25 protein-coding genes are annotated in these 26,054 nt (G+C 72.1%); 16 read left to right on the top strand and 9 right to left on the bottom strand.

Going from position 1 to position 26,054, the window contains the following annotated elements; genetic code table 11:
* Positions 1 to 32 precede the first annotated feature (32 nt).
* Together ACFQ6X_RS31680 and ACFQ6X_RS31675 are read left to right on the top strand one after the other, a co-directional pair.
* Positions 33 to 860, top strand: a complete 828-nt coding sequence (locus ACFQ6X_RS31680) for an enoyl-CoA hydratase family protein (protein ID WP_383186566.1) — start codon at positions 33 to 35, stop codon at positions 858 to 860.
* A gap of 4 nt (positions 861 to 864) precedes the next feature.
* Positions 865 to 3,165, top strand: a complete 2,301-nt coding sequence (locus ACFQ6X_RS31675) for a bifunctional salicylyl-CoA 5-hydroxylase/oxidoreductase (protein ID WP_383186564.1) — start codon at positions 865 to 867, stop codon at positions 3,163 to 3,165.
* Here ACFQ6X_RS31675 and ACFQ6X_RS31670 read toward each other — a convergent pair.
* Genes ACFQ6X_RS31670 through ACFQ6X_RS31655 form a run of 4 tightly spaced genes read right to left on the bottom strand, consistent with a single transcriptional unit; the run spans position 3,152 to position 6,943 of the window.
* Positions 3,152 to 3,610, bottom strand: a complete 459-nt coding sequence (locus ACFQ6X_RS31670; protein ID WP_383186562.1) for a hypothetical protein — start codon at positions 3,608 to 3,610, stop codon at positions 3,152 to 3,154. The genes ACFQ6X_RS31675 and ACFQ6X_RS31670 overlap by 14 nt on opposite strands.
* Positions 3,607 to 4,428 (bottom strand): GNAT family N-acetyltransferase, encoded by an 822-nt coding sequence (locus ACFQ6X_RS31665; protein WP_383186560.1) that lies wholly within the window; start codon positions 4,426 to 4,428, stop codon positions 3,607 to 3,609. The genes ACFQ6X_RS31670 and ACFQ6X_RS31665 overlap by 4 nt, the downstream gene beginning before the upstream one ends.
* Positions 4,429 to 4,470: 42 nt before the next feature.
* Positions 4,471 to 5,301: a PaaX family transcriptional regulator C-terminal domain-containing protein gene (locus ACFQ6X_RS31660; RefSeq protein WP_383186558.1), complete on the bottom strand. Its 831-nt coding sequence runs from the start codon at positions 5,299 to 5,301 to the stop codon at positions 4,471 to 4,473.
* A 4-nt stretch (positions 5,302 to 5,305) separates the two neighbouring features.
* On the bottom strand, positions 5,306 to 6,943 hold the full coding sequence (locus ACFQ6X_RS31655; RefSeq protein WP_383186557.1) for an AMP-binding protein: 1,638 nt from the start codon (positions 6,941 to 6,943) through the stop codon (positions 5,306 to 5,308).
* Positions 6,944 to 7,045: 102 nt separating this feature from the next.
* On the opposite strand from ACFQ6X_RS31655, the gene ACFQ6X_RS31650 reads away from it, so the two are divergent.
* From ACFQ6X_RS31650 to mnhG, 9 genes are all read left to right on the top strand, one after another.
* The gene (locus ACFQ6X_RS31650; protein ID WP_383186555.1) at positions 7,046 to 8,173 is read left to right on the top strand and encodes an acyl-CoA dehydrogenase family protein; all 1,128 of its coding nucleotides are present in this window, start codon (positions 7,046 to 7,048) and stop codon (positions 8,171 to 8,173) included.
* A complete protein-coding gene (locus ACFQ6X_RS31645) occupies positions 8,170 to 8,571 on the top strand; it encodes a RidA family protein (protein WP_383186553.1) in 402 nt (133 codons plus the stop codon). Before ACFQ6X_RS31650 ends, ACFQ6X_RS31645 begins: the two co-directional genes overlap by 4 nt.
* Positions 8,572 to 8,720: 149 nt before the next feature.
* Positions 8,721 to 9,152, top strand: coding sequence for a (4Fe-4S)-binding protein (locus tag ACFQ6X_RS31640; RefSeq protein WP_383186551.1), 432 nt, complete (start codon positions 8,721 to 8,723; stop codon positions 9,150 to 9,152).
* Positions 9,153 to 9,254: 102 nt separating this feature from the next.
* Entirely contained in the window at positions 9,255 to 12,155 is a 2,901-nt protein-coding gene (locus ACFQ6X_RS31635; protein ID WP_383186549.1) for a Na+/H+ antiporter subunit A, read from the top strand.
* Entirely contained in the window at positions 12,152 to 12,850 is a 699-nt protein-coding gene (locus ACFQ6X_RS31630; protein WP_383186547.1) for a Na(+)/H(+) antiporter subunit C, read from the top strand. The genes ACFQ6X_RS31635 and ACFQ6X_RS31630 overlap by 4 nt, the downstream gene beginning before the upstream one ends.
* Positions 12,847 to 14,502, top strand: coding sequence for a Na+/H+ antiporter subunit D (locus tag ACFQ6X_RS31625; protein WP_383186545.1), 1,656 nt, complete (start codon positions 12,847 to 12,849; stop codon positions 14,500 to 14,502). Before ACFQ6X_RS31630 ends, ACFQ6X_RS31625 begins: the two co-directional genes overlap by 4 nt.
* Positions 14,499 to 15,131, top strand: a complete 633-nt coding sequence (locus ACFQ6X_RS31620; RefSeq protein ID WP_383186543.1) for a Na+/H+ antiporter subunit E — start codon at positions 14,499 to 14,501, stop codon at positions 15,129 to 15,131. The genes ACFQ6X_RS31625 and ACFQ6X_RS31620 overlap by 4 nt, the downstream gene beginning before the upstream one ends.
* The gene (locus ACFQ6X_RS31615) at positions 15,128 to 15,451 is read left to right on the top strand and encodes a monovalent cation/H+ antiporter complex subunit F (protein ID WP_383186541.1); all 324 of its coding nucleotides are present in this window, start codon (positions 15,128 to 15,130) and stop codon (positions 15,449 to 15,451) included. The genes ACFQ6X_RS31620 and ACFQ6X_RS31615 overlap by 4 nt, the downstream gene beginning before the upstream one ends.
* Positions 15,448 to 15,831 carry a monovalent cation/H(+) antiporter subunit G gene (mnhG, locus tag ACFQ6X_RS31610; protein WP_383186539.1) on the top strand — a complete coding sequence of 128 codons (384 nt, stop codon included), beginning with the start codon at positions 15,448 to 15,450 and terminating at the stop codon, positions 15,829 to 15,831. The genes ACFQ6X_RS31615 and mnhG overlap by 4 nt, the downstream gene beginning before the upstream one ends.
* A gap of 7 nt (positions 15,832 to 15,838) precedes the next feature.
* On the opposite strand, the gene ACFQ6X_RS31605 is transcribed toward mnhG, so the two are convergent.
* Positions 15,839 to 16,207, bottom strand: coding sequence for a nuclear transport factor 2 family protein (locus ACFQ6X_RS31605; protein ID WP_383186537.1), 369 nt, complete (start codon positions 16,205 to 16,207; stop codon positions 15,839 to 15,841).
* Between the two features lie 183 nt (positions 16,208 to 16,390).
* Here ACFQ6X_RS31605 and ACFQ6X_RS31600 point away from each other — a divergent pair, with 183 nt between their 5' ends.
* Positions 16,391 to 17,122: a CDP-alcohol phosphatidyltransferase family protein gene (locus tag ACFQ6X_RS31600; RefSeq protein ID WP_383186536.1), complete on the top strand. Its 732-nt coding sequence runs from the start codon at positions 16,391 to 16,393 to the stop codon at positions 17,120 to 17,122.
* Here ACFQ6X_RS31600 and ACFQ6X_RS31595 read toward each other — a convergent pair.
* Positions 17,091 to 17,540: an adenylyltransferase/cytidyltransferase family protein gene (locus ACFQ6X_RS31595; RefSeq protein ID WP_329206491.1), complete on the bottom strand. Its 450-nt coding sequence runs from the start codon at positions 17,538 to 17,540 to the stop codon at positions 17,091 to 17,093. The two genes, ACFQ6X_RS31600 and ACFQ6X_RS31595, sit on opposite strands and share 32 nt — an antisense overlap.
* Positions 17,541 to 17,657: 117 nt before the next feature.
* Between ACFQ6X_RS31595 and ACFQ6X_RS31590 the strand changes: the two genes are divergently transcribed.
* The 3 genes from ACFQ6X_RS31590 to ACFQ6X_RS31580 are packed head-to-tail and all read left to right on the top strand — an operon-like array spanning position 17,658 to position 21,843.
* The gene (locus ACFQ6X_RS31590; RefSeq protein WP_383186533.1) at positions 17,658 to 18,920 is read left to right on the top strand and encodes a glycosyltransferase; all 1,263 of its coding nucleotides are present in this window, start codon (positions 17,658 to 17,660) and stop codon (positions 18,918 to 18,920) included.
* On the top strand, positions 18,917 to 20,602 hold the full coding sequence (locus tag ACFQ6X_RS31585) for a lipopolysaccharide biosynthesis protein (RefSeq protein ID WP_383186532.1): 1,686 nt from the start codon (positions 18,917 to 18,919) through the stop codon (positions 20,600 to 20,602). Before ACFQ6X_RS31590 ends, ACFQ6X_RS31585 begins: the two co-directional genes overlap by 4 nt.
* Positions 20,599 to 21,843 carry a hypothetical protein gene (locus ACFQ6X_RS31580; RefSeq protein ID WP_383186530.1) on the top strand — a complete coding sequence of 415 codons (1,245 nt, stop codon included), beginning with the start codon at positions 20,599 to 20,601 and terminating at the stop codon, positions 21,841 to 21,843. The genes ACFQ6X_RS31585 and ACFQ6X_RS31580 overlap by 4 nt, the downstream gene beginning before the upstream one ends.
* Here the strand turns inward: ACFQ6X_RS31580 and ACFQ6X_RS31575 are convergent.
* The gene (locus ACFQ6X_RS31575; protein WP_383186528.1) at positions 21,812 to 23,353 is read right to left on the bottom strand and encodes a hypothetical protein; all 1,542 of its coding nucleotides are present in this window, start codon (positions 23,351 to 23,353) and stop codon (positions 21,812 to 21,814) included. The two genes, ACFQ6X_RS31580 and ACFQ6X_RS31575, sit on opposite strands and share 32 nt — an antisense overlap.
* A 108-nt stretch (positions 23,354 to 23,461) precedes the next feature.
* On the opposite strand from ACFQ6X_RS31575, the gene ACFQ6X_RS31570 reads away from it, so the two are divergent.
* A complete protein-coding gene (locus tag ACFQ6X_RS31570; RefSeq protein WP_383186526.1) occupies positions 23,462 to 24,625 on the top strand; it encodes a glycosyltransferase in 1,164 nt (387 codons plus the stop codon).
* Positions 24,626 to 24,637: 12 nt separating this feature from the next.
* Here ACFQ6X_RS31570 and ACFQ6X_RS31565 read toward each other — a convergent pair whose 3' ends face one another.
* Positions 24,638 to 25,465 carry a glycosyltransferase family 2 protein gene (locus ACFQ6X_RS31565; protein ID WP_383186524.1) on the bottom strand — a complete coding sequence of 276 codons (828 nt, stop codon included), beginning with the start codon at positions 25,463 to 25,465 and terminating at the stop codon, positions 24,638 to 24,640.
* Positions 25,462 to 26,054: hypothetical protein (locus tag ACFQ6X_RS31560; protein ID WP_383186522.1), on the bottom strand; the 593-nt coding region annotated here is incomplete at its 5' end. The genes ACFQ6X_RS31560 and ACFQ6X_RS31565, both read right to left, overlap by 4 nt.

Here is a 26,054-nt window from a genome sequence, read left to right as displayed (position 1 = left end):
CAGCAGCCCGACGGCTGAAGGGGACCCCTTCCATGAGCCCGTTCACCGGCTCCGTCCCGCATACGGAGCGATGGGAACATCTGCGCCTGACGAGGCACGACGGGGTGGCGACCGTCACCCTCGCCCGGCCCGAGAAGCTCAACGCACTGACCTTCGGCGCCTACGCCGACCTGCGCGACCTCCTCGCCGAGCTCTCCCGTGAACGCTCCGTGCGCGCGCTCGTGCTCGCGGGTGAGGGGCGCGGATTCTGTTCCGGCGGCGATGTCGACGAGATCATCGGCGCCACGCTCGCCATGGACACCGCGCAGCTGCTCGACTTCAACCGGATGACCGGACAGGTCGTACGGGCCCTGCGGGAGTGTCCCTTCCCCGTCATCGCCGCCGTGCACGGGGTCGCCGCCGGGGCCGGGGCGGTCATCGCGCTCGCCGCCGACTTCCGCGTCGCCGACCCCTCCGCCCGCTTCGCCTTCCTCTTCACCAAGGTGGGTCTCTCCGGCGGCGACATGGGGGCCGCCTACCTCCTGCCGCGCGTCGTCGGCCTCGGTCACGCCACCCGGCTCCTGATGCTCGGCGAACCCGTCCGCGCCCCCGAGGCCGAGCGCATCGGAATGATCAGCGAGATGGCCGAGGAGGGCAGGGCCGACACACGGGCCGCGGAGCTCGCCCGCCGGCTGGCCGACGGCCCCGCACTCGCCCTCGCGCAGACCAAGGCACTGCTCACCGCCGAGCTCGACATGCCGCTCGCGGCCTCCGTCGAACTGGACGCCGCCACCCAGGCCCTCCTCATGAACGGCGAGGACTACGCCGAGTTCCACGCCGCCTTCACCGAGAAGCGGCCGCCGAAGTGGCAGGGCCGGTAGCGCGATGCCCTCCTCCGCTCCAGGCACCCCGCGCACCGGACGGATCGCGGTCATCGGCGGCGGGCCCGGCGGGCTCTACGCCGCGGCTCTCCTCAAGCGGCTCGACCCCCGGCGCGAGATCACCGTCTGGGAGCGCAACGCACCCGACGACACGTTCGGCTTCGGTGTGGTCCTCTCCGACGAGACGCTCGGCGGCATCGAGCACGCCGATCCCGTCGTGTACGCGGCACTGAGGGACGAGTTCGTCCGGTGGGACACCATCGACGTCGTCCACCGGGGCACCACCCATACCTCGGACGGCCACGGCTTCGCCGCGCTGGGCCGCCGCCGGCTCCTGCAGATCCTGCACGAGCGCTGCGCGTCCCTGGGCGTACGCCTCCGCTTCGGGGCCGAGGCCCCGCCGGCCGCCGAGCTCGCCGCCCGCCACGACCTGGTGATCGCTGCCGACGGCGTGCACAGCGCCACCCGCGAGGAGCGTGCCGCCCACTTCGGCCCGCGGATCTCCACCCACCGCAACCGCTACATCTGGCTCGCCGCCGACTTCGCGTTCGACGCCTTCCGCTTCGAGATCGCCGAGACCGAGTACGGCGTGATGCAGCTGCACGCCTACCCCTTCTCGCCCGACGCCTCCACCGTCATCGTCGAGATGCGCGAAGAGGTCTGGCGGGCGGCCGGCCTCGACACCTGTGATGCCACCGAGTCGACCGAACGCTGCGCCAAGGTCTTCGCCGAGGCACTCGGCGGCCGGCCGCTGCGCTCGAACAACTCCTCCTGGCTGACCTTCGCCACCGTCACCAACACCCACTGGGCCCACGGAAACACGGTCCTCATCGGCGATGCCGCCCACACCGCCCACTTCTCCATCGGCTCGGGCACCAAACTCGCCGTCGAGGACGCCCTCGCGCTGGCCGCCTGCATCGAGGAGCAGCCCGACCTGCCCACCGCCCTCGCCGCGTACGAGGCCGAGCGGCGCCCGGTCGTCCTGTCCACGCAGCGCGCCGCGGCGGCGAGCCTGCGCTGGTTCGAGGAGCTCCCGCTGTACGTGGACCAGCCGCCCCGGCGGTTCGCCTTCAACCTCCTCACCCGCAGCCGCCGCGTCACCCACGGCAATCTGCGGCTGCGCGACTCCGACTTCACCGGAGCCGTCGAGGCGGAGTTCGGCTGCCCGCAGGGAACCCCGCCGATGTTCACCCCGCTCCGGCTGCGCGGCCTTGAACTCCGCAACCGCGTCGTCGTCTCGCCCATGGACATGTACTCCGCCGTCGACGGGATGCCCGGCGACTTCCACCTCGTCCACCTGGGCGCCCGCGCACTCGGCGGCGCCGGACTCACCATGACCGAGATGGTGTGCGTGAGCCCCGAAGGCCGCATCACCCCCGGCTGCACGGGCCTGTGGACCGACGAACAGGCCACCGCCTGGGGCAGGATCACCCGCTTCGTCCACGACTCGGCCCCCGGCGCAGCGATCGGCGTCCAGCTCGGCCACTCCGGCCGCAAGGGCTCCACGAAACTGATGTGGGACGGCATCGACCAGCCGCTGGACGAAGGCAACTGGCCGCTGAGCGCCGCCTCCCCGATCCCGTACGCACCGGGCGTCAGCCGGCTCCCGCACGCCCTGGACCGGGCCGGGCTCGACACCGTCCGTGCCCAGTTCACCGACGCCGCCCGGCGGGCCGCCCGCTGCGGATTCGACCTCCTCGAACTGCACTGCGCGCACGGCTATCTGCTCTCCGGTTTCCTCTCCCCGCTCACCAACCGGCGCACCGACGCCTACGGCGGGCGGCTGGAGAACCGCCTCCGCTTCCCCCTGGAGGTCTTCGACGCGGTCCGCGAGGTGTGGCCCGAGGACCGGCCCATGACCGTCCGGATCTCCGCCACCGACTGGGCCGAGGGCGGTACGAGCCCCGAGGACGCCCTCGGGATCGCCCGCGCCTTCGCCGCACACGGCGCCGACGCCATCGACGTCTCCACCGGCCAGGTCGTCCCGGACGAACGCCCCGAGTACGGCCGCTCCTACCAGACGCCGTACGCCGACCGGATCCGCAACACCCTGGACGTTCCCGTCATCGCGGTCGGCGCCATCTCCTCCTGGGACGACGTCAACTCGCTGCTCCTCGCCGGCCGCGCCGACCTCTGCGCCCTGGCCCGCCCGCATCTGTACGACCCGCACTGGACCCTGCACGCCGCGGCCGAGCAGGGCTACGAGGGTCCGGGCGCCCCGTGGCCCCTCCCGTACCGTGCGGGCAGCCGCACCCCGCCGACGGGCCGCACCGACGCACCCAAGCCCCGGCTCACCCTGGGCTGAGCGTCAGACACTCGTGGCAGCGGCAGGGCAGGGGATGAGGCGAGCCCCACGAGGTGGTGCGGTACTCGGCGGCCAGCCGTCCGAGCAGGGCGGCCAGTTCCTCGGCGTCCTGTCGGCTCGGCCGGCAGCCGCCCGCGCCGGCCTCCTCGCGCAGCCGCAGCACGGTCGGGCTGTGGACCGGAACGGCGCGGAAGGTGTGCAGGTTGCGCGTCGCCATGTCGATGGTGATGTACGTGCCCGTGTGGCGCCCGCGTCCGATCGTGGTCAGCTGCTCGTGGGCCGTACCCGGATAGGTCGAGATCACATGCACCTTCGAGCCGCCCCGGTAGGACTTGGTGCCCGGTCGGAGCTCCTGCCCGCCGTCCCCGTACCGCCGCCAGCGCACCACGTTCGCGGCGACCAGCCAGGCCTGCTCCGGCGGCGTCTCCCGGTCCCCGTCCGTCACTTCGGCTCCGCGGTGATCAGCAGCCGGTCGGAGACGGCCTCGTAGCCGATGCGCCGGTACACACCGTTGCTCGTCGGATTCGCGAGGTCGGTGAAGAGCAGCACCTCCTCGGCGCCCGCCTCCCGTGCCGCCCGGCTGACCTCCGCCGTCACCGCCGCCGCGTACCCCCGGCCGCGGTGCTCCGGCGGCGTGTAGACCGTCGCCACCCGCACCGTGCCCGCGATCCTGCGCGAGACGCCCGCCATCGACACCGGGACACCGTCGTCCTCCCAGAGGGTCAGCCCGCCGTGCGACGTCCGGTCGTCCACGATCCGTTCGGCCCGGTCGCCCGACTGGCCGGTCTGTTCACCGAAGGCCCGGAACCAGTCGATGAGCAGCGTGCGGTCGGTACCCGTCGCGGTGCGCGGCCGTCCGGCGGGCGCGGGGGACGGCGGAACCAACTCGCCAAGCCGGTACAGCCGGTGCTCCTCGTCGACGCGGTGGCCGGGCCAGTGGGCGGCCAGCGCCTCGGCGGTGGCGCGGTCCGCGTTGATGCCCGGCAGGGGGAGCGCCTCGGTCAGCGGACCGATCGCGTCCGGAGCCACCGTGCCCAGGATCGGCACGAACGGCGGCGTCCGCACGAGCGTCCCGGCGACCTGCCCGTCAGCCCCGCGCCACCACCCCAGCAGCGGGGTGCCCTCGCCGTAGGCGTGCGGACCGCTGTGCCGCAGGGTCGCGGTGACGGTCAGCACCAGGGTGTTCTCCGCGGGCCGGGCGGCCAGCGACGCGCCGGCCGCGTCCAGGAAGACGCCGACGTCATCAGTGAAGGTCCAGGTCATGCCTCATCCTGCCGGGTCAGCAGCCTTCGGGGCACCCCGATTTCATCCGTCGTCGGCCTTCGTGCCCACGAACTCCGCCCCCGCGTCCCGCAGTTGTCCGTGCAGCCGCCCGAAGACCTCCGCCGATCGGCCGCCGGGCCAGTCCTTGGGCAGCAGCTCCTCGGGCAGCCCGGGATCCGCGTACGGCAGCCGCCGCCAGGAATCCAGGGCGAGGAGGTAGTCCCGGTAGGCGCCCTCCGGGTCCGGCGCACTCCCGACGGACCGGGCCTCCCAGCCCCGCAGCACGGGCTCCTGCTGCTCCAGGAAGTCCAGATGGAGCCGGGCGATCGCGTCCAGGTCCCACCAGCGGGCCACCGACTCCTTCGTCGCGGCGAAACCGAGGTGTTCCCCGCGGAACAGCTCCACGTACGGAGCGAGTTCCAGCCGCTCCAGGGTGTGCCGCGTCTCCTCGTAGAGTCCGGCGGGCGCGATCCACACCCCGGGCGCGGCCGCGCCGAAGCCGAGGTTGCCGAGGCGGGAGCGCAGCAGGTGACGCTTGTGGCGCTCCGCTTCCGGTACGGAGAAGACGGCGAGCACCCAGCCCTCCCGGAGCCCGGGCGCCGGATGCCGGTAGATCCGCCGGTCGCCGTCGTCGAGCAGCTGACGGGCGTCGGCCGACAGGGCGTATCCGGCGGCGCCGTCCGCCGTCCGGGCGGGTACGAGCAGCTCGCGGCGCTTGAGCCGTGAGACGGAGGAGCGTACGGAGGGAGCGTCGACGCCGACCGCGTGCAGCAGGCGGATCAGCTCGGACACCGCCAGCGGGGCGTTGTCCGGGGAGCGACCGTACGCGCCGTAGAGGGTGACGATCAGGGAACGGGGAGAGTGCTCGGCCACGTGATCACTCTAGAGCGACTCGGCCGTGCGGGTCCGGGGAGGTGCGCAGGAGGAAGCGCTGGAGTTTGCCGGTCGCGGTCCGCGGGAGCGAGGGCAGGAACTCGATGGCACGAGGGCACTTGTGCGGCGCGAGTTCCGACTTCATATGGGCGCGCAGGGAGGCGGCCGACTGCTCGGCACCCTCGCGGAGCACCACGTACGCGGCCACGATCTGACCGCGCAGCTCGTCCGCCCGGCCCACCACCGCCGCCTCCACGACGTCGGGGTGGCGCAGGAGGGCTTCCTCGACCTCGGGACCGGCGATGTTGTAGCCGGAGGAGATGATCATGTCGTCGGCACGGGCGACGTAGCGGAAGTAGCCGTCCGGCTCGCGGACATAGGTGTCGCCGGTGATGTTCCAGCCGTGGCGGACGTACTGGCTCTGGCGCTCGTCGGCGAGGTAGCGGCAGCCGACCGGTCCGCGCACCGCCAGCAGGCCGGGTTCGCCGTCGGGCAGTTCCTCGCCGTCGCCGTCGACCACCCGCGCCTGCCAGCCGGGAACGGGTGTGCCCGTGGTGCCGGGGCGGATCGCCTCGTCGGCCGCGGAGATGAAGATGTGCAGCAGTTCGGTGGCCCCGATGCCGTTGATGATGCGCAGACCCGTCCGCTCGTGCCAGGACTGCCAGGTGGCCGCGGGCAGGTTCTCCCCGGCCGAGACGCAGCGCCGCAGCGCGGAGAGGTCATGGCCGTCGAGTTCGTCGAGCATGAGGCGGTACGCGGTCGGCGCGGTGAACAGCACCGAGACCCGGTGGGCGGCGAGCGCGGGCAGGAGCTGCTTGGGGCCGGCCTGCTCCAGCAGGAGGGACGAGGCCCCGGCCCGCAGCGGGAAGATCACCAGACCGCCGAGCCCGAAGGTGAAGCCGAGAGGGGGGCTGCCGGTGAACACGTCGTCCGGGCCGGGCCGCAGGACGTGGTGGGCGAAGGTGTCGGCGATGGCCAGCACATCGCGGTGGACGTGCATGCAGCCCTTGGGCCGTCCGGTGGTCCCCGACGTGAACGCGATGAGGGCGACGTCGTCGGCGGCGGTGTCCACCGCCCGGTAGGGCCCCGGCCGGGCCGCCGACAGCCGCGTCAGGTCGTCGGGGGCACCTCCGCCGAACGCCGTGACCCGCAGCCCCGGTACCTGTGCCTTCATCAGGTCGTCGACCGACCTGATGTCGCACAGGGCATGACCGACCCGGGCGAGGTGACAGATCGTGGCGAGCTCCGTCGGCCGCTGCTGGGCCAGTACGGTCACGGCGACCGCGCCCGCCTTCATCACGGCGAGCCAGCAGGCGGCGAGCCACGGGGTGGTGGGGCCGCGCAGCAGCACCCGGTTGCCGGGGACGACGCCCAGGTCGTCGGTCAGTACATGGGCGATCCGGTCCACCCGGTCCCGCAGTTCCCCGTAGCTCCAGACTCCGCCGTCCGGGCTGCGGAAGGCGGGGCGGTCGTCCCCGAAGCGCTCCGCCGTCCGGTCGAGCAGCTCGTACCCGCAGTTCAGCCGGTCGGGGTAGAGCAGCTCCGGCAGGTCGAAGACCAGCTCGGGCCACTGTCCGGCGGGCGGGAGATGGTCGCGCGCGAACGTGTCGGAGTGAGCACTTGCGGTACCTGACGGCTTCATGAAGCATCGCCCCCTTGTCGCCCTTGGAGCGTATCGTTTGAGTGACGGCAGTCAACAGTCCGCGATAGGTCCGCGAAGAGTCGTGACAAGAGAGGCGCCGGTATGACGGCATTCTCCCTCGATCCCGGTCAAACCGCATGGTGCGACGAGCTGTACACCCTCTCGGGGGAACAGCTGCGCCCACTCGCGGAGAAGGGCACCCCCGGCCGAGTCAACCGCCCGCTGGTCGCCGCACTCGGCGAGCTGGGGCTCCTCGGCCGGATGCTGGGATCCGGCGCGCTGGATCTCTGCCTGCTGCGCGAGTCCCTGGCCCGCGGCTGTACCGAGGCGGAGACCGCGCTGGCGCTCCAGGGCCTCGGCACGTATCCCGTCGTCCAGGCGGGTACCCCGCTCCAGCGCGAGCGCTGGCTCCCCGAGGTGAGTGCCGGCCGCGCCGTGGCCGCTTTCGCGCTCAGCGAGCCGGGCGCCGGATCCGACGCGGCGGCACTCGCCCTCGAGGCCCGGCGCTCCGCGGACGGCTGGCGGCTGGCGGGGGAGAAGTGCTGGATCTCCAACGCCCCGGAGGCAGACTTCTACACCGTCTTCGCCCGTACGGCGGAGGGTGAAGGGGCCCGCGGCGTCACCGCGTTCCTCGTACCCGCCGACCGCCCCGGACTCACCGGGACGGCCCTGGACATGCTCTCCCCGCACCCCATCGGCACCCTCGACTTCGACGGCGTACCCGTCACGGACGACGATGTCCTCGGCGAACCCGGCCGGGGCTTCCGGGTCGCCATGAACACCCTGAACCTCTTCAGGCCGAGCGTCGGCGCGTTCGCCGTCGGCATGGCGCGCGCCGCGCTGGACGCCACCCTGGAACACACGGCGCACCGCACCGCGTTCGGCGGACCGCTCAAGGACCTCCAGGCCGTCTCCCACCAGGTCGCCGAAATGGCCACCCGCACCGAGGCCGCCCGGCTCCTGGTGTACGCGGCCGCCGCGGCGTACGACGCGGGTGAACCCGGAGTCCCCGGACGCGCCGCCATGGCGAAGCTGTACGCCACCGAGACCGCGCAGTTCGTCGTCGACGCGGCCGTCCAGCTGCACGGCGCACGCGCGCTGCGCCGCGGCCATCTGCTCGAACATCTCTACCGGGAGGTCCGCGCGCCCCGGATCTACGAGGGCGCCACCGAGGTACAGCGCACCATCATCGCCAAGGAGCTGTACGCGACACAGGAGACGCCCGCATGAACCCGCTCACCCGGATCAACCCCACCGAGCTCGCCCCGGCCACCGGTTTCTCGCACGCCGTCGCGGTCAGCGGCGGCCGGCTGGTCTTCCTGGCCGGCCAGACCGCCCTCGACGGAGACGGAAAGGTCCTCGGGGCCACCCTCCCCGAGCAGTTCGAGACGGCGCTCGGCAATCTGCTCACCGCTCTGCGCGCGGCGGGCGGCTCCCCGGCCGCCCTGGCCCGGGTCACCGTGTACGCCACCGATGTCGCCGACTACCGCTCCCACGCCCACGAACTCGGCAGGATCTGGCGCAGGCTGGCCGGGCGCGAGTACCCGGCCATGGCGGTCATCGGGGTGGTCAGGCTCTGGGACGAGCAGGCGCTGGTCGAGCTGGACGGCATCGCGGTGCTGGACTGAGACACCGGCACCGCGACAGGGTCCTGCCTGTGTCCGTCGAAGTCTCGGGATGCCGCCACCGGCCGGGTAGCGGAGCGCCTGCTCCGGGGTGACGCTGGAGTAGTCGGTATTCCGTATACAGCCCGACGCACGCGACGGGAAGGCCAGCGGTGACCAGCGAACCGCCTCCGCACCCTGCGGCCAGGTCGTACGACGGTGAAGGCATCACCGTGAGCTACGACGCGCACCGCTGCCTGCACGCCGCCGAATGTGTGCACGGGCTGCCCGACGTCTTCCAGGCCGGGCGCAGGCCGTGGATCATGCCCGACGGCGCGCCGGCCGACGAGGTGGCGGACGTCATCGGGCGCTGCCCCAGCGGAGCCCTGCAGTACCACCGCACCGACGGGCTGCCGGACGAGGTCCCCGACGTGCCGACGCATGTCTCCCTGCACGGCGACGGGGTGCTCCATGTGCGAGGGGACCTGGAGGTGGCCACACCGGAGGGCCCCAGGCAGGAGACCCGGGTGATGCTGTGTGGCTGCGGGCGGACCGGGAACACGCCGTTCTGTGACCACAGCGGAGTGTGCGCCGACCACGTCTGAGCGCGGCCGGGAGCGGGACCGAGCCCGTGCGGCGCGCCGGACGGGTGAATGCGGCCGAGGGATATATCTGTATTTGGTGCCCTTTGCTCCGGACCCCACCCTGTGATCGCGCTCATCGTCTGCCACTTCGTGCTGGCTGCCTGCGCGGGGCCGCTGGTGCGCCGTCTCGGCAGGCGCGCGTTCGTGGTGCTCGCGCTGCCTCCCGCCGCCGCCACGGTCTGGGCGGCCACCGAGTGGGACACCGCGGCGGCCGGACGGACGGTCGACCGGTCCTGGGAGTGGATCCCCGCCTACGGCGTCTCCGTCGATCTGCGCCTGGACGCACTCGCCGAGCTGATGGTGCTGCTCGCCGCCGGAGTGGGCACGCTCGTCCTGCTGTACTGCGCCTCCTACTTCACCGACGACACCCCGCAACTGGCCGCCTTCGCGGGGAACCTGCTGGCCTTCGCCGGCGCCATGCTCGCCCTCGTCCTCGCCGACGACCTGATCACCCTCTACGTGTTCTGGGAACTGACCACGGTCTTCTCCTACCTGCTGATCGGCCACAGCAGCGAGCGCAAACAGAACCGCCGCTCGGCACTCCAGGCACTCACCGTCACCACGCTCGGCGGCCTCGCCATGCTGGTCGGCTTCCTGATCCTCGGTCAGGCGGCCGGCACGTACCGGATCTCCGCGATCGTCGCCGATCCACCGGAGACGACCCTCGCCGTCTCGGTGGCCGTCGTCCTGGTCCTGTGCGGGGCGCTGTCGAAGTCCGCGATCTGGCCCTTCAGCCTGTGGCTGCCGAACGCCATGGCCGCCCCCACCCCCGTCAGCGCCTACCTGCACGCGGCGGCCATGGTCAAGGCCGGTGTCTACCTGGTGGCGCGGCTCGCCCCCGCCTTCGCCGACGTCCCCGTCTGGCGGCCCGTCGTCCTCGTACTCGGCGCCGCGACCATGCTGCTCGGCGGCTGGCGCGCACTGCGCCTCAACGACCTGAAGCTCGTCCTCGCCTACGGCACCGTCAGCCAGCTCGGCTTCCTGACCGTCCTCGCCGGAGCAGGCAACTGGGACGCCGCACTCGCCGCCGTCGCGATGATCCTGGGCCACGCCCTGTTCAAGGCCGCGCTGTTCCTCGTCATCGGCGTCGTCGACCGTGCGACGGGCACCCGTGATCTGCGCAGACTCTCCGGGGTCGGCCGCTCGCTCCCGTACGTCTGCACGGTCGCCGTGCTGGCCGCCGCCTCCATGGCCGCCCTGCCGCCGTTCCTCGGCTTCGCCGCCAAGGAGGCCGCCTTCTCCGCGCTGTTGCACGGCGACACCGCGGACCGCTGGGTACTGGCCGCCACCGTCGTCGGGTCGGTGCTGACCGTCGCGTACACCCTCCGCTTCGTGTGGGGCGCGTTCTGGCGCAAGCCCGGCGTCGCGGACACCCCCGTACGCCACGTCGGCGCCGCCTTCCTGGCCCCGCCCGCGCTGCTCGCCGTGGCCGGTCTGGTCCTCGGCCCCGGCGTCGGGTGGACGGACCGGCTGTTCGCCGCGTACGCCGACGCCTTCCCGGTCCCCGCCCACCCCTACCACCTCGCGCTCTGGCACGGCTTCGGGACGGTCCTGTACCTGTCCGCCCTCACCTGGGCGGGCGGCGCCGTGCTCTTCGCGGGGCGCACCGCCGTCACCCGGATCTCCCGGCGGATCGCCTGGCCGACCGCCGACAGCGTCTTCGGTCACATGCTCCTCGGGCTGGAACGTCTCGCCCTGCAGATCACGGGCTTCGTCCAGCGCGGCTCGCTCTCCGTCTACCTGGCCACCACCCTGCTCGTGATGCTGGCCGGGCAGCTCGCGGTCCTGTTCACCGACCGCCCCTGGCGGGGAGCCGTGGCCCCCAGGCTGTGGGACACGCCGCTCCAGGGCGCCCTGGCGGTGCTGACCTGCGCGGCCGCCCTGTTCTGCCTGACCGTCAGCCGCCGGATGAAGGCCGTGGTGCTGGCGGGGCTGACCGGGTACGGAGCCGCTCTGCTCTTCGTCGTCCAGGGCGCCCCCGATCTGGCGCTCACCCAGTTCTGCGTCGAGACCGTGTCGATGATCGTGTTCGTGCTGGTGCTGCGCCGGATGCCGGTGCACTTCCAGGAGTCGGTCAGCACCTGGCGGCGGGCCGTGCGCATTCCCGTGGCGCTGGGCGCGGCGGCGACTCTCGGCGTGGTCGTGTGGGTGTCCGGCGCCGCACGCGTCGCCGAGCCGGCGGGCGCCGCGATGGTCGAGGAGGTCGCCCACCACGGGCTCAAGGACGTCGTGGCCACCATCCTGGTCGATCTGCGGGCCTGGGACACGATGGGGGAGTCCGCCGTACTGGCAGCGGCTGCGATCGGGGTGACCAGCCTCATCTATCTGCACCGCCGCAGCGAAGCACCCCCCACCAGACAGGAGTTGCAGGGCAGGACGGCCTGGTCGCTGAACGCGCCACGGCTGACCGGGATGCCCCAGGGCGACGACACGGCACCCGAACGCAGCTGGCTGGCCGCCGGTTCGACGCTGGCCCCGGAACACCGTTCCGTCGTCTTCGAGGTGGTGGCGCGGCTGCTCTTCCACCCGATCCTGGTGCTCTCGCTGTACCTGCTGTTCTGCGCGGAGAACATGCCGGGCGGCGGATTCGTCGCCGGACTCGTCGCGGGACTCGCCTTCATCACCCGCTACCTGGCCGGCGGCAGGTTCGAACTCGCCGAGGCCGCGCCCCTGCAGCCCGGCCTCTTCACCGGCCTCGGCCTGTTCCTCTCCACCGGGGTCGGCCTGTTCGGCCTCGCGGAGGGCACCGTGCTGCACGCCTGGACGTACCACGGGCATCTGCCCGTGATCGGCGACTATCACCTGGGCACACCCGTCGCCTTCGACTTCGGGGTGTACCTCCTGGTCCTGGGCGTGGTCCTGGACATCGTGCGGGCACTGGGGGCGAAGGTCGACCGGCAGATCGAACGGGCGGCGGGCGCACTCGCCCCCGTACCGGATACCGGGACGGAGGGCCGGGGATGACGGTCAGTGTCTCGCTCCTCGCCACCGCCGTGGTGCTCTGCGCGGTCGGCGGCATCCTCATGCTGACCCGGCCCCTAACCCGCATCCTGCTCGGCGCGGTCATCGCCGGCAACGGCATCAACCTCCTCGTCCTCTCCGCGACCGGTTCGGCGGGCGAGGCTCCACTGCTCTACGGCGTACCGCTGCGACAGGTCACCGACCCGCTGCCCCAGGCCATCGCACTCACCGCCATCGTCATCACTCTCGCCACGACGGCGTTCCTGCTGGCCATGGCGTACCGCAGCTTTCAGCTGACCGGCACGGACGAGGTCCACGACGACCTGGAGGACCGGCGCATCGTGCTGCGTGCCGAGGTACTGGGGGAGTGGGCCGAGCTGCGCGAGGAGTACCGGGCGGAGGCCGGCCGTACGCCGGAGGAACGTGACCGCTACCGCGAGGAACGCCACCGGCTGCGCTCCCGGCTGCGCGCGGACCGCGCGCTGCAGGCCCGGGGCAGGGACGCCACCGGCGATCTGTGGCACGACGTGCTGGGAGCCGATCCGGAGGACTACGTGAGCACCGACCCCGAACCCGCCGGCCCCGATTCCGGGGGTCCCGATTCCGGCGGTCCCGCTTCGGGAGGGCCCGATTCCGGGGGTCCCGGTCCCGACGCCGGTCCCGGGTCCGCCGGCCCCGACCGAGGAGCCGCCGGATGAACGCGCTCGTTCCGCTGCCCGTGCTGCTGCCGCTCTGCGCCACCGGACTGAGCCTCGCCTTCGGCACCCGGCTCGCCCACTTCCAGCGCTTCATCAGCGTCGCCGTGCTCACCTCCGTCCTCGGCCTCTCCGTCGCCCTGATGATCGCGGCCGACCGCCACGGACCTCTCTCCGTCCACCTCGGCGACTTCGCTCCGCCGCTCGGCGTCACCCTGGTCGCCGACCGGCTGTCCGGGCTGATGCTGACCGTCTCCTCGGCCGTCACCCTGGCCGTCCTCGTCTACTCGCTCGGCCAGGGCATGGCCGACCGGGACAAGGAGACTCCGGTCGCCGTCTTCCACCCCGCCTACCTCATCCTCGTGGCGGGGGTGTCGTGCACCTTCCTGGCGGGCGACCTCGTCAACCTCTACGTCGGCTTCGAGATCATGCTGGTCGCCAGCTTCGTGCTGCTCACCCTCGGCGGCACCGGGCCGCGGATCAGGGCGGGTTCCACGTACGTGATCATCTCGCTGTTCTCCTCGATGCTGTTCCTGACCGCCATCGCCATGGCGTACGCGGCGGCCGGCACCGCCAACTTCGCCCAACTGGCGCTCCGGCTGCCCGAACTGCCGCTCGGCGTCCAGACGCTGCTCCAGGCGATGCTCCTCACCGTCTTCGCCATCAAGGCCGCGGTGTTCCCCCTCGCCGCCTGGCTCCCCGACTCCTACCCGACCGCGCCCGCGCCCGTCACCGCCGTCTTCGCCGGCCTGCTGACCAAGGTCGGCATCTACTGCATGCTGCGCACGGAGACGCTGCTCTTCCCCGGGAACCGGCTCGGCGACCTCCTGATGGCCGCCGCGCTCGCCTCCATGGCCGTGGGCATCCTCGGGGCGGTCGCCCAGACCGACCTGAAGCGCCTGCTCTCCTTCACCCTCATCAGCCACATCGGCTACATGGTCTTCGGGATCGGCCTCGCCACCCGCGATTCCTACGGCGGTGCGATCTTCTACGTCGTCCACCACATCACCGTCCAGACCACGCTCTTCCTCGTCGCGGGGCTCATCGAACGCCGGGGCGGCACGAACGAACTCACCCGGCTCGGCGGAATGGCCAGGGCGGCGCCGTTGCTCGCCGTCCTCTTCTTCGTGCCGGCCATGAACCTCGCCGGGATCCCCCCGCTGTCCGGCTTCATCGGCAAGCTCGGACTGATGCGCGCCGGTGTCGCCGAAGGCAGTGTCTGGGCCTGGATCCTGGTCGCCGGGTCGACGGTGACCAGCCTGCTCACGCTGTATGTGATGGCCAAGGTCTGGAACCTGGCCTTCTGGCGCAAGGAACCGCCGGGTCAGACCGCCTACGGCACCGTTCTCGAGTCCGCCGACGAAACCGACGACGACGATGTCGACCCGGGACCCGACCGGATCCCCGGCACCGGCGACGAACCGGTCGGGGGCACTCCGCGGCCGGCGGGGCAAGCCGTTGCCGCGAGTCTGCAGGGACGGGCCGTCATCACGACGACCCGGCCGCCCGCAGCGATGACCGCCGCGACCGCGGGGGCGGTCGCACTCGGTCTCGCCTTCACCGTGCTGGCCGGTCCGCTCACCGCCTACACCGACCGCTCGGCCGACGAACTCGTCGAACGGACCCCCTACGTCGAGGAGGTGCTCGGCCCGTGAAGCGCCTGATCACCCTGTCCTACCGGAACCCCGAACTCCCGCCCTTCAGCTGCGAGTTCGCCGGCCGTCGCCGACGTGTCCTCGATCTGCCGCTGGTCGCCTGGCTCACCCTCATCTGGGTGCTGCTGTGGTCCACCCTGACCTGGGCCAACGTCGTCACCGGAGTGATCGTCGCGGTGGTCGTCTGCCTGGCGTTCCCCCTGCCGAGGGTCGACCTGGGTCTGCGGCTGCACCCCTGGGGGATCCTTCTGCTCGCCGGATACCTGCTCTACGACATGTACACCTCGGGCGTGAAGGTCACCCGGCAGATCTTCGCCGGCCGTCCGCACCGGCCCGCCGTCATCGCCGTACCGCTGCGCTGCCGCAGCGACCTGATGCTCGCCGCCACCGCGGTCGCCATGTCCAACGTGCCGGGCGGATCGATCGTCGAGGTGCGCAGGGACACCGCCACGGTCTTCCTGCATGTGCTCGACGCCGACCTGCCCGCGGCGCTGGACGCGGCAAGGCGCTCCGTCTGGCGTCTGGAGGAGCTGACGGTACGGGCCTTCGGCACCCGCGACGAGATCGCGAGGGTCGCGCAGCCGCCGCCCGCAACCACACAGCCCGACGGCGGGAGGGACGGGTCATGAACGAAGTCGAGACCGTCGACCGCGTGCTGCTGACCGCCTCCGTGGTGGTCCTCGTCGTCGCGGGGGCGCTGCTGCTCGTACGGATCCGGCGCGGCCCGTCCATGCTGGACCGGGCGATCGCCCTCGACGTCTGCGCGGCCCTGATCATCGCGGGCCTCGGCGCCAAGTCGGCGCTGGCCCGGGACCCGTTCTACTTCCCGATCATGCTGGTGCTCGCGTTCCTCGGCTTCACCGGATCCGTGGGCATCGCCCGCTTCATCGCCGTGCGCGACCGGCCGCTGTCCCGCCGGACGCCCCCGGGCAAGGAGGAGCAGGAATGAGCATCTGGCTGCAGATCACCGACACGGCCGGTGCGGCCCTGGTGTTCATCGGCGCGGTGATCTGCCTGCTCGGTGTGATCGGCATGCTGAGGCTGCCCGACGTGCTGTCGCGCAGTCACGCCGCGACCAAGCCGCAGGCCCTCGGGCTGCTGCTGGTGCTGGCCGGGGTCGCCCTGCGGCTGCGCAGCGGCATGGACCTGGCGACGCTCGCCCTCATCGCCTTCTTCCAGCTGATGACCGGACCGGTGGCGGCGCACCTGGTGGCTCGTTCCGCGTACCGGACCGGGCAGATCGAGCTCGGTGAGCTGCTCTTCGACGAACTGGACGAGCAGCTCACCGAGCGGGATCCGGGCGCCGGGCCGGGAGCCGGAAAGGGGTGACTCCTTCTCACGCCCCGGGAAGCCGGTCCAGGAAGCCGCTGACCGAGCTGATCCTGCCGTCCTGGGCCAAGGTGATCACATCGAAGCCGGCGGCGGGCGCCGAGCCGTCGGCCCGGGAGACCAGGTCCCAGGTGAAGCGGACCAGGCCGTGGTGGGCGTCCGGCGTCCCGGTGGGTACGAAGTCGAAGCCCGGGAACTGTGTCTGTGCGCCACTGATCGCCGCGGTCAGCCCGTCGTGGCCGCGCACGTCGGCCAGCGGGTCGGTGTAGGTGGCGTCCTCGGTGAAGGCGGCGGACACCGCCTTCTCGAGCTCCTCGGCGCTGCCGGCGTTCCAGGCGGCGAAGTAGCGCCGGACGGCGTCCTCGTGAACGGTCACGGTGAGTCCCTTCCCAGGTGCTGAGGCTGCCGATCCGTGGTCCGGAGCGGCAGGAGCAGCTTGTCCCGGGGCGGCCGGGGGAGTCGATTACCTGCCAGGTCATGCCGCCGGTACGAATCCCGGGCAGCCGGGGTTCCTGCGTGCCATGATGCAGCGGGGAACAGGCCGGACGCTGGGGGGCGTATGGAAAGCACGGGTACGGTGCTGCGCGAATTGCGCGGCGCACAGAAGTCGTCCAAGGGTGTCTCGCTCTACTCGCGGTACGTGAACCGGCCGGCCGGACGCCTGCTGGCGGCAGGTGCGTACCGAGCGGGACTGACACCCAATCAAGTCACCCTGATTAGCGCGGCCTTCACGTTCACCGCCCTTGCGGCGGTGGCGCTCGCCGAGCCGTCGTGGTGGCTCGGGATCGCCGTGTACGCGGGCCTGGCCGTCGGATTCGCCTTCGACTCGGCCGACGGGCAGCTCGCCCGGCTGACCGGCCGGGGCGGCCCGGACGGGGAGTGGCTCGACCATGTCGTGGACTGCGCGAAGATGATCCTCCTCCACGCCGCCGTACTGATCTCGTTCTACCGCTTCGCCGAACTGCCCTCGGACGCCTGGCTCCTGCTGCCGCTCGGCTTCCTGTTCGTCGCCGTGCTGACCTTCTGCGCGGGTCTCCTGCGGGAACAGCTGGGCAAGGCGGCCGCCCGCACCGTACCGGCGGCCGCGGGCGCCACGGCTCCGGTGTCCCGGGTGCGGGCCGTGGCGCTGCTTCCCGCGGACTACGGGGTGTTCGCCCTGGTGTTCCTGCTGCTCGGCGCACCCGTGGTCTTCCGGGCCGGTTACGCCGTACTCGCCGCCGTGCACGCGCTGTTCCTGGTGGCGTTCCTGGTCAAGTGGTTCAGGGAGCTGAAAGCGCTCCGGGCCGGCTGACGAGGACGTCGAGGGCGCGGCGCAGCTGGGTGCTGGACGTGTGCACGGTGTACGGGAAGTAGACGACCTCCACTCCGACTTCGGCGAAGTCGCGCTCCAGGCGCTTCCCCTTCTCCGTGCCGCGCCAGTCGTCGCCCTTGAAGATGACGTCGAACCGGACCTGCTGCCAGGTCTCGACCTTGTCCGGAACGGTCTCCACGAACGCCGCGTCCACGTAACGCACGCTGCGGACGATCTCCAGCCGCTCGGTCAGCGGGATCACCGGCTTGTGGCCCTTGGCGAGTGCGGCCATCTCGTCCGAGACGACCCCGGCGACCAGGTAGTCGCACTGACTGCGGGCATGCCGCAGGATGTTGAGGTGACCGACGTGGAACAGGTCGTACACCCCCGGCGCATAGCCGACTCTGTGCTGCACCATCCGTTCTCTCCCCCCACGGTGGAACTGGTTCAACGACCTTACTGTGAAGAACACTTGTGCATCCCGTGAACGGATAAGCTCAAGGGGAGGCTGTTCCGGGGGGAAGGCGATCGTCCGATGTCCGCTGATGAGCACCACAGACCGTTCGAAAACCGCAGGCTACTGGTGGTCTCCACCAACTACGCGCCGGAGCTGACGGGTATCGGCCCGTACGCCACCCAGCTCGCCGAACACTGGGCGGCGTCCGGTGCCCGCACCGATGTCCTGACCGGGATGCCGCACTACCCCGCGTGGCGCGTCGACGAGCAGTACCGCGGCAGGTGGCGGGGGCAGGAGAGCCGGGAGGGCGTGACGGTCCACCGGAGACGGCACTATGTGCCGCCGCGTCAGAGTGCCCTGCGCAGAGCGTGGTTCGAGGCGTCCGTGCTCCTCCACGGGACCCTCGCGCCGCCGCCGGGACGCCCCGACGCGGTGATCTCCCAGATGCCGAGCCTCGCGGGCGGCGTCATAGGGGCGCGTATCGCGCGCCGCCACGGCGTCCCCCACATACCCGTCGTCCAGGACCTGATGGGCGCCGCCGCGGCGCAGAGCGGCATTCGCGGCGGCGGCAGGGCGGCCGCCGTCGCCGGGGCGGCCGAGCGCTACGCGCTGCGGGACGCCGCCGTCGTCGGTGTCATCCACGAGAGCTTCGTACCCGGGGTCTCCGCCCTCGGAGTCGACCCGGCGCGTATCCGGGTGGTGCCCAACTGGACTCATGTGGAGCGCCCTTCGGCCGACAGGACCGCCACCAGGGCCCGCCTCGGCTGGCGCGAGGGGACCCAGGTGCTGCTGCACTCCGGGAACATGGGCCTCAAACAGGGCCTCGACGTCCTGATCGAACTGGCCCGGCTGGCCCCGGACATCCGTGTCGTGCTCATGGGTGACGGGAATCAGCGCGAGGGACTGCGCGAACGCGCCGGAGGCCTGCCGAACATCGACTTCCTGCCGCCGGCCGGAGCGGACGACTTCACCGATGTGCTCGCCGCCGCCGACGTCCTCGCGGTGACCCAGCGTGCGTCCGTGCTCGACATGAGCGTGCCGTCCAAACTCACCTCGTACTTCGTCTCGGGGCGGCCCGTCGTCGCCTCCGTGGCCGACGAGGGCGGCACCGCCGACGAGGTGCGCCGCTCGGGCGCCGGGGTGCTCGTGGCACCCGAGGACCCGGCCGCCCTCCTCGACGCCGTACGCAAGCTCGCCGGCGACCCGGAGGCCGCGGAAGCGCTCGGCGCGCACGGTCCGCACTACGTCGCACAGCACCTGAGCAGGGAAGCGGGCCTCGCACGCTTCGACGCGCTGCTCACCGAGGTCCTCGGGGACGCACCAAGGAGGCCAAGCCGATGACGCATCCGATCCGCGCCCTGGAGGACCAGGACGAACCGGCGCTGCTGCGCGACCAGTTCCGCCAGCTCCTGCGCTACCGGGTCCTGCTCGCCGGCGGTGTCGTCGTCGGGCTCCTGGGCGGCGGGTTCCTCGCGCTCAGCGGCGAGGACACGTACACAGCCGCGGGGGAGGTGCAGGTGCGCTCCGCGACAGCCGACCCCTTTGCCACAGGTGCGTCGGCGGACAAGGGCATCAACATCGGTTCCGAGCGGCAGACCGCGGTCAGCGACACGGTGGGCGAGCTGGCCGCCGGCACCCTGCTGAAGAAGGGGGACGACGTCACGGCCAGGAAGCTGCTCACCGGCCTCCAGGTCACCAACCCGCCCAACACGCTCACCCTCCGCTTCTCCTACACCGGGGCCACTCCCGAGCAGGCCCGCTCCCGCGCCGAAGCCCTGGGCAATGCCTACCTGGCGCACCGCAAGGCGCGTACCCAGGAGAGCATCGACAACATGGCGAACGGCTACCGCGCCCAGCTCGAACCACTGGAGGAGAAGCGCGACCTCCTGGAGGAGCGGACCGGGGCCGACGCCGACGACGTCAGCAGCGCCCGCGCCAACATCATCGTCTCCATCTCCGAGCTGAGCCGGAAGATCTCCGAACTCAAGGCGCTCGACACCACCCCCGGCTACCTCAACAAGAAGCCCGTCGCCCCCACCGAGCCGGCCGGAGCGGGTCTGCCGCTGCTCCTGGGGCTCGGCGCTGTCGTCGGTCTCGCCCTCGGGCTGCTGCTGTCCTGGGTGCGGCTCGTCTTCGACCCCGCCGTACGCTCCCCGCGCGAGCTCGTGCGCTCCCTCGGGGCCCCGCTGCTCGGCACCCTGCCCAGGGAGCGCGCCGCCGCGGGCACCCTGCTCGCGATCGGGCGCAGCGGTTCGCGGCTGGCCGAGGAGTACCGCGCGGTCGCCTTCCGGCTCGCCTACGACCCGTCCTTCGCGGAGCGGCGCCGGCTCCTGGTCACCGCGCCGCGCGGGGACAACGCCGCGGCCGCCGCCGCTGCGGTCAACCTGGCCGCCGCCTTCGCCGAGATGGGCCGTGACGTCCTGCTCGTCGAGGCCGATCTGCGCACCCCGTCGCTGGCCCGGGACCTGGGACCGGCGGCCCACGAGGTGCGGCCGCCGCGCTGGGTCGCCGACGAGGGGGACCGCAGCTGGCCCGCGGGCGGCAGGTCCAACGTGGACGTCCCCGGCTCCGGCGCCTTCGCCCTGGTGGCCGGGGCCACCGCGGACAACGTGCCGCGCGCCCTGACCTCCGCGTCCGTCGGGCGCATCGTCGCCGAGGCCGACCGCCCCGGCGCCGTCGTCATCGTCCTGGCCCCGCCGGTGCTCTCCTACGCCGACGCCGTCGCTCTCGTGGACCGGGTCGAGGGCGTCATGATCGTCTGCGACCCGCGTGAGGTGCACCGCAGCGACCTGGAGCGCATCCGCGAGATCATCGGGGCCTCCGGCGGCCAGGTGCTCGGGGCCCTGCTCCACCCCGGCCGCGGCCGGCTGCGCCGCGCGGAACGCCGGCCCAAGTCGGCCCGGCGCCACAGCGGCGGGGGGCCCGAGGGCCCGGCCGTCGACGAGGACGCTCCGGAGGTCACCGGGGACCCCGCCGAGACGATGGGCCTGCGCTCCTTCACCCTGCCGGGGGCGCGCCGGTGAGAGCCCGTACCGCGATCCTCTGCTCGGTCGCGGACCAGGGCGTGGCCGCGCTCACCAACATCCTGGTGCTCGTGGCCGCCGCCCGGCTCTCCACCGTGGCCGACTTCGCGCGCTTCTCCGCGGTCTACCTCGTCTTCACGGTGCTGCTGGGCGTCTCCGGGGCGTACAGCGGACAGCCCCTGGTCCTGCGGCGCGGCGACGGCGAGGAGACCCGGGGGGCCTGCCGCTCGGCTGTCGCGTTCACCGTGGCCGCCTCCGCCGCACTGGGGGCGCCGCTGGCCGCCGTCTGCCTGCTCGTCCCGGGGGACACCGCACGCGCCCTGACGATGCTCGGCCTCGTCCTGCCGGTCGTGCTCGGCCAGGACGCCCTGCGGTACGCCTTCTCCGCTCTTCAGCAGCCCCATCTCGCCCTGAGCGCGGACGTGGTGAGGCTGGCCTGTGCGCTGGGCGCCCTGTCCGCCCAGGAGTACGGGGCGAGCCCCGCCCGGCTGATCGTGGTCTGGGGGACGTCCGCCCTGCCGGCCCTCCTGCTGTCCGCCGTGCTGCTGCACCGCGGGACCGCCGGGGCCGTGACGCGGTTGCGTCCGATGCTCGGGCGCGGCCACCTCGGGAAGCGCTTCGTCGTCGAGTTCGGTGTCGGCAACGCGACCAGCCAGCTCTCCGTCCTCGGTCTCGGTGCCGTCGGCAACCCGCTGCTGGTCGGCGCGCTGCGCGGGGCGACGACCCTGTTCGGGCCGCTCAACGTGCTGTTCACCTCCGCCACCTCCTTCGGCCCCCCGCTGCTCGGCCGCGTCGGCGACGAGAGGCGCCGGGTGCGGGCCACCGCGGGACTCGCGGCCGTCCTCGCCGCCACCGCCGCCCTCTGGGCCACCGCCCTGGCCCTGCTCCCCGACGAGGCGGGGCGTGAGCTGCTCGGCGACACCTGGCCGACGGCCGCCGCCCTCCTCCCGGCGACCGGCAGCCAGTACGCGGCGATGGCCGTGGGCACCTGCGGACTGCTCGCCCTGCGCATGCTCGACCCGCGTACGACGCTGAGCATCCAGGTGGTCTTCTCGCTCACCGCCGTGGCGTTCATGGCGGGGGGCTACGCCTTCGGGGGCGTCCCGGGGGCCGCCTGGGGGCTGTGCCTCGGGTCGCTCTGCAAGGCCGCCGCCACCTGGATCCGGGTGGCCCGGATCCGACGCAGGAAGCCGGCGCCCGACGTGGCCGTCACCGCCGGCGCCCTGCCCTCTGCTCCTTGAACGTGCTGATCAGCAGCAGACACAGCGCGGCGATGGCCAGCTTCCCCGCCGCCTGCAGGAGCGGGCCGCGCAGCAGGATGAAGGTGTATCCGGCGATCAGGGGCGCGGCGATGGCCAGCACACTCCCGGGGCCCGGTCCCGCCCGGGTGACGGCCAGCGCGTACCGGCGGTCGGTGCGCGCCACCGCGTAGCCGATCAGCGCGAGACCGCCGATCACCCCGGACGCGCCGAAGTCGACCCAGAACTCGGTCCACAGCGGGGCCGAGAGGTTGGTCATCCGCAGACCCATCCACTGCCCGACCCGGACCCCGGTGTCCTCCGGCTTCCCGCTCCACACCGCGCGCGGCACGAAGAACAGGGCGGAGCCCGTCAGTTGGCGGCCGTAGGTGTGGCCCCGGGTGTCGACCCACGAGATGCTGTTGGCGAACATCACCATCTGGTCGTAGTCCTTGGTCACCAGCGGCTCGAAGACCGAGGCCGACTGCGCGGGCCGCTGCCCTTCGTCGTCGTACCGGAACTTGTCGGCGTACGGGAACACCACCAGTGCCCCCACCACCCCCGTCGCCAGCACGATGCGGTAGATCGCCGCGCTGCTCGGGAAGGCGGTGAACACGAAGGCCATCAGCACTGTCAGGAACCAGTAACGGGCGTTGGAGACCGGGTTGTTCACCACGAGGTTCAGCGCCACCAGCGCCACCCACACCAGCACCGTCGACGGGGTGCGCCGGGCCCGGTAGGAGGTTGCCAGACGGCGGGTGTAGAAGAGCAGCGCCAGCAGCGCCGGGACCTGGCCGAAGCCCTTGACGAACGCCGAGCCGACATTGGACCCTTCCGAGACCACCCCGCTCGCCGCGACGGTCTCGTTGATCTCCTGCCGGCTGGAGAAGAAGACCGAGGGCCCGCCCAGCTTCAGCACGTAGAACGCGCTCGCCGCGAACGCCAGCAGCACCAGCAGTCGCAGTCGCAGCGGATGCGCCACGGCCGGTCCTCCGCCCGGGCTCCGCGTGGAGGGCGTACGGCGCCGCAGCGGGCGCCGCGAGGCCAGCAGCGCACCCAGGTCGAAGGCGGCACATCCCACCAGGACCATCGCGATGGCCGTGACCAGGTCCTGGCGCGGTCCCACCATCGGCGTCGGTGTCTGCCCGATCACCACCTGGGCGAACGGCGCCACGCCCATCGCGATGTACACGAACATCCAGAAGACGCCCTGGAGCAGCCGCCGCCGGGTGGAGAGGATCATCGTCGCCAGCCGGGCCCCCGCATAGCAGGTCAGCACCAACTGGAGCCAGTACGCGGTGTCCCGGACACCGCTGCCGGGCTGGGCTGCGATCACCGCGGGCAGGAAGCACACCAGGCCGAGGATGAGCGGCACGGACAGGGCCCGCGACAGCATCGACCAGGCGATCGGCTGCTCGGGCGGCTCCGGGACGCCGCCCCGGCCCCGCGCCCACTCCGGACGTGCGACCCCGCGGCCGACCTGATCCTGCGTCGATGTGTGCACCGACGTCATGCGCCCCCCCGGGATCAGTGAACCGCTGAACACTCTAACGAATCAGCCCACGTGTGGGGACGCGATGACTAGTCTGTGAAGTATTGGCCGCAGTTGAGGGGAACTCTGGTGAAAATCCTGCACGTTGTCACGCTCCACACTCCGGACCATGCCTTCGGCGGACCGACCCGGGTGGCGTTCAACCTCTCCAAGGTCCAGCGGGCGAACGGCGACGACGCACGCGTCATGGCCCTCGGCGACGGCTTCCCCGACGGTGAACTGCCCAGCCACGTGGAAGGAGTTCCCGTCCACCTCTTCCAGGCACGGCACCTGCTCCCGATGTTCGAGGTCAGTGGCATCACCTCCGCCGCGCTGCTGCGCACCGCACGCCGCATGATGCGCGGCGCCGACCTCGTCCACGTCCATCTGATGCGGGACCTGGTGACCCTGCCGGCGGCCCTCCTCGCGCTCGCGACCCGCACACCCCTGGTCGTCCAGACCCACGGCATGATCGACCCCACCGAGAAGAAGGTCGCCCAGCTCACCGACGTCCTGGGCGTCCGCAAGGTGCTGCGCGAGGCCGACGCGGTCCTGCACCTCACCGAGATGGAGCGGGTCGACGTGAACGCCGTCGCAGCTCCCGTACCGCTCACCCGTACCGTACGGCTGGTCAACGGTGTCCGCCCGCAGGAGCGCAAGCCCGCCCGCGAACCCGGCCGCCCGCCGACCGTGCTGTACCTCGCCCGCATCCAGGAGCGCAAGCGGCCCGAGGACTTCATCGCCGCGATGCCGCACGTCCTCGCCCACCACCCGGACGCCCGCTTCGTGCTGGCGGGCCCGGACACCGGCGCGCTGGCCGGCACCCTCGCCCTCGCCCGGAAGCTGGGCGTCACGGACTCCCTCGACCATGTGGGCCCGCTGGAGCACGACGCGGTCCTCGCCGCCGGGCGCGAGGCCGATGTGTATGTGCTGCCGGCGATCGAGGAGCCGTTCCCGGTCTCGGTCCTGGAGGCGATGTCGGTCGGCACCCCGGTCGTCATCACCCGCACCTGCGGGCAGGGCCCCGATGTGTCGGGGGCCGGTGCGGGCCGGGTCATCGACAGCCGGGTCGGAGAGGACGCGGCCAACGCCCGTAAGGTCGCCGACGCGATCCTGGAGCTGCTGGAGCCGGAGGCCGCCGAGCAGGCGGGCAAGGCCGCCTGGCAGCTGGTCAACGACCAGTTCACCATCGAGGCCGTCACCGCCACCCTCCGGCAGACCTACGAGGACGTGGTCCGCCGGAGGCGAGGGTGAGGGCTCGGCCCGTCAACGTACAGGTGCCTCGCGGGACTTGAGAGCGATCTGCCAGCGGTAGAAACTCATGGCCAGGGCGAAGTCCAGCCCGGCCCGCCCGTCCAGGAACCCCCGCCGGTAGACGTACATGTAGGCGAAGGAGACCAGCGGCTTGAACGGCGCCTTGTGGAAGAGCTGGCCCTGACGGGACTTCACCTTCCGTACCTGTTCCTTGACATCGGGGTGGTGCTCCAGCCACGCCTCCCAGTCCGAGTAGCGGTTGTGCCGCTCGAACCACGCGGTGACGGGGTCCAGGTCCTGGTGCTCGATGGGATGGCGCAGCGAACCCGCGGTCTCCGCGACCGGCTGGTAGTGGCCCTCGACCTCCCCGATCCCCGGCGCGTCCAGGTCTCCGACCTCCGGGTAGTGGCAGCGGGTGCGGTCGGTCAGCGATCGCTTGCGGATCGTGTAGCCGTGGCGCAGCCGTTTCCCGGAGAACCAGTACCCCAGCGGTATGTCGTACGCGGCCGGCTTCGGAGCGTCGGGGTCGGCGAATATCTGCCGCAGCTCCGCCAGCAGACCGGGGCTGAGCCGTTCGTCGCCGTCCAGCACCAGGATCCAGTCCAGATCGGTGCGGACGTTGTCCAGACACCACTGCTTCTTGCGCGGATGGCCCCCGTCCCAGGTGTACGCGACCACCTCGGCCCCGCACTCCTCGGCTATCTTCGCCGTGTCGTCCGTGCTGTGGGAGTCCACGACGACGACCGCCTCGAAGTGGCCGAGCACCGACTTCACCGCCTCGGCGATGTTCAGGCCCTCGTTCTTCGTGGGGATCGCCACGGCGATGGGCAGCTTGCTCAACTCTTGTCTCCTTCGGGCAGCCAGGCATAGCAGCCTGTGGAGGTGAACGTGCGGGCAGCCGCCGGGACGGTGATCTCCACCCGCCCGCCGGTGTCCGAGGAACCGGAGCCCAGCACCTTGCCGTTCGCCCCGGTCAGCTGCCAGCTGCAGTCCTTGGTGGGTGAGGCGGCCAGGTAGCGGCCGGGCCGGAGCTTCGCGCCCTTGTGCGTGCCGTCGGCGTAGCCGAGCGCCGCCTCGTCGACCAGGTCCTGGTGCTGCGGGCACAGATGGGCGACGGCAGGCTTCGCGTCGGTGACCTCGCCGGTGACGATCGCGCCGACGGCGATGTCCCGGTCGGCCTTGACCAGGTAGCGGAGCCTGTCGCAGGTCTCCTGACCGGTCTGGAGCACCGCGGCCGGGTCCATCCCCTTGGGGACACGGTCGGTCAGGTACTCCTTCTGCTTCTTGGTGAACGAGCCGGTGGCCGGGGTGATCCCTTCGGCGGGCACCTTCGGCGGTTCGCTCGTCCGGGCGGCCCCCGGCCCGGCCGGGGAGGCGGACGGCCCGGCCACGGAGGGCGCGGGCGGGGCCGCCGCGGGCGGCGTGCTGC

The organism is Streptomyces sp. NPDC056452 (assembly GCF_042796085.1).
Classification (GTDB): domain Bacteria; phylum Actinomycetota; class Actinomycetes; order Streptomycetales; family Streptomycetaceae; genus Streptomyces.
The sequence above is the reverse complement of the archived record's forward strand: the minus strand, read 5'-3'. Positions and strand labels throughout refer to the sequence as shown.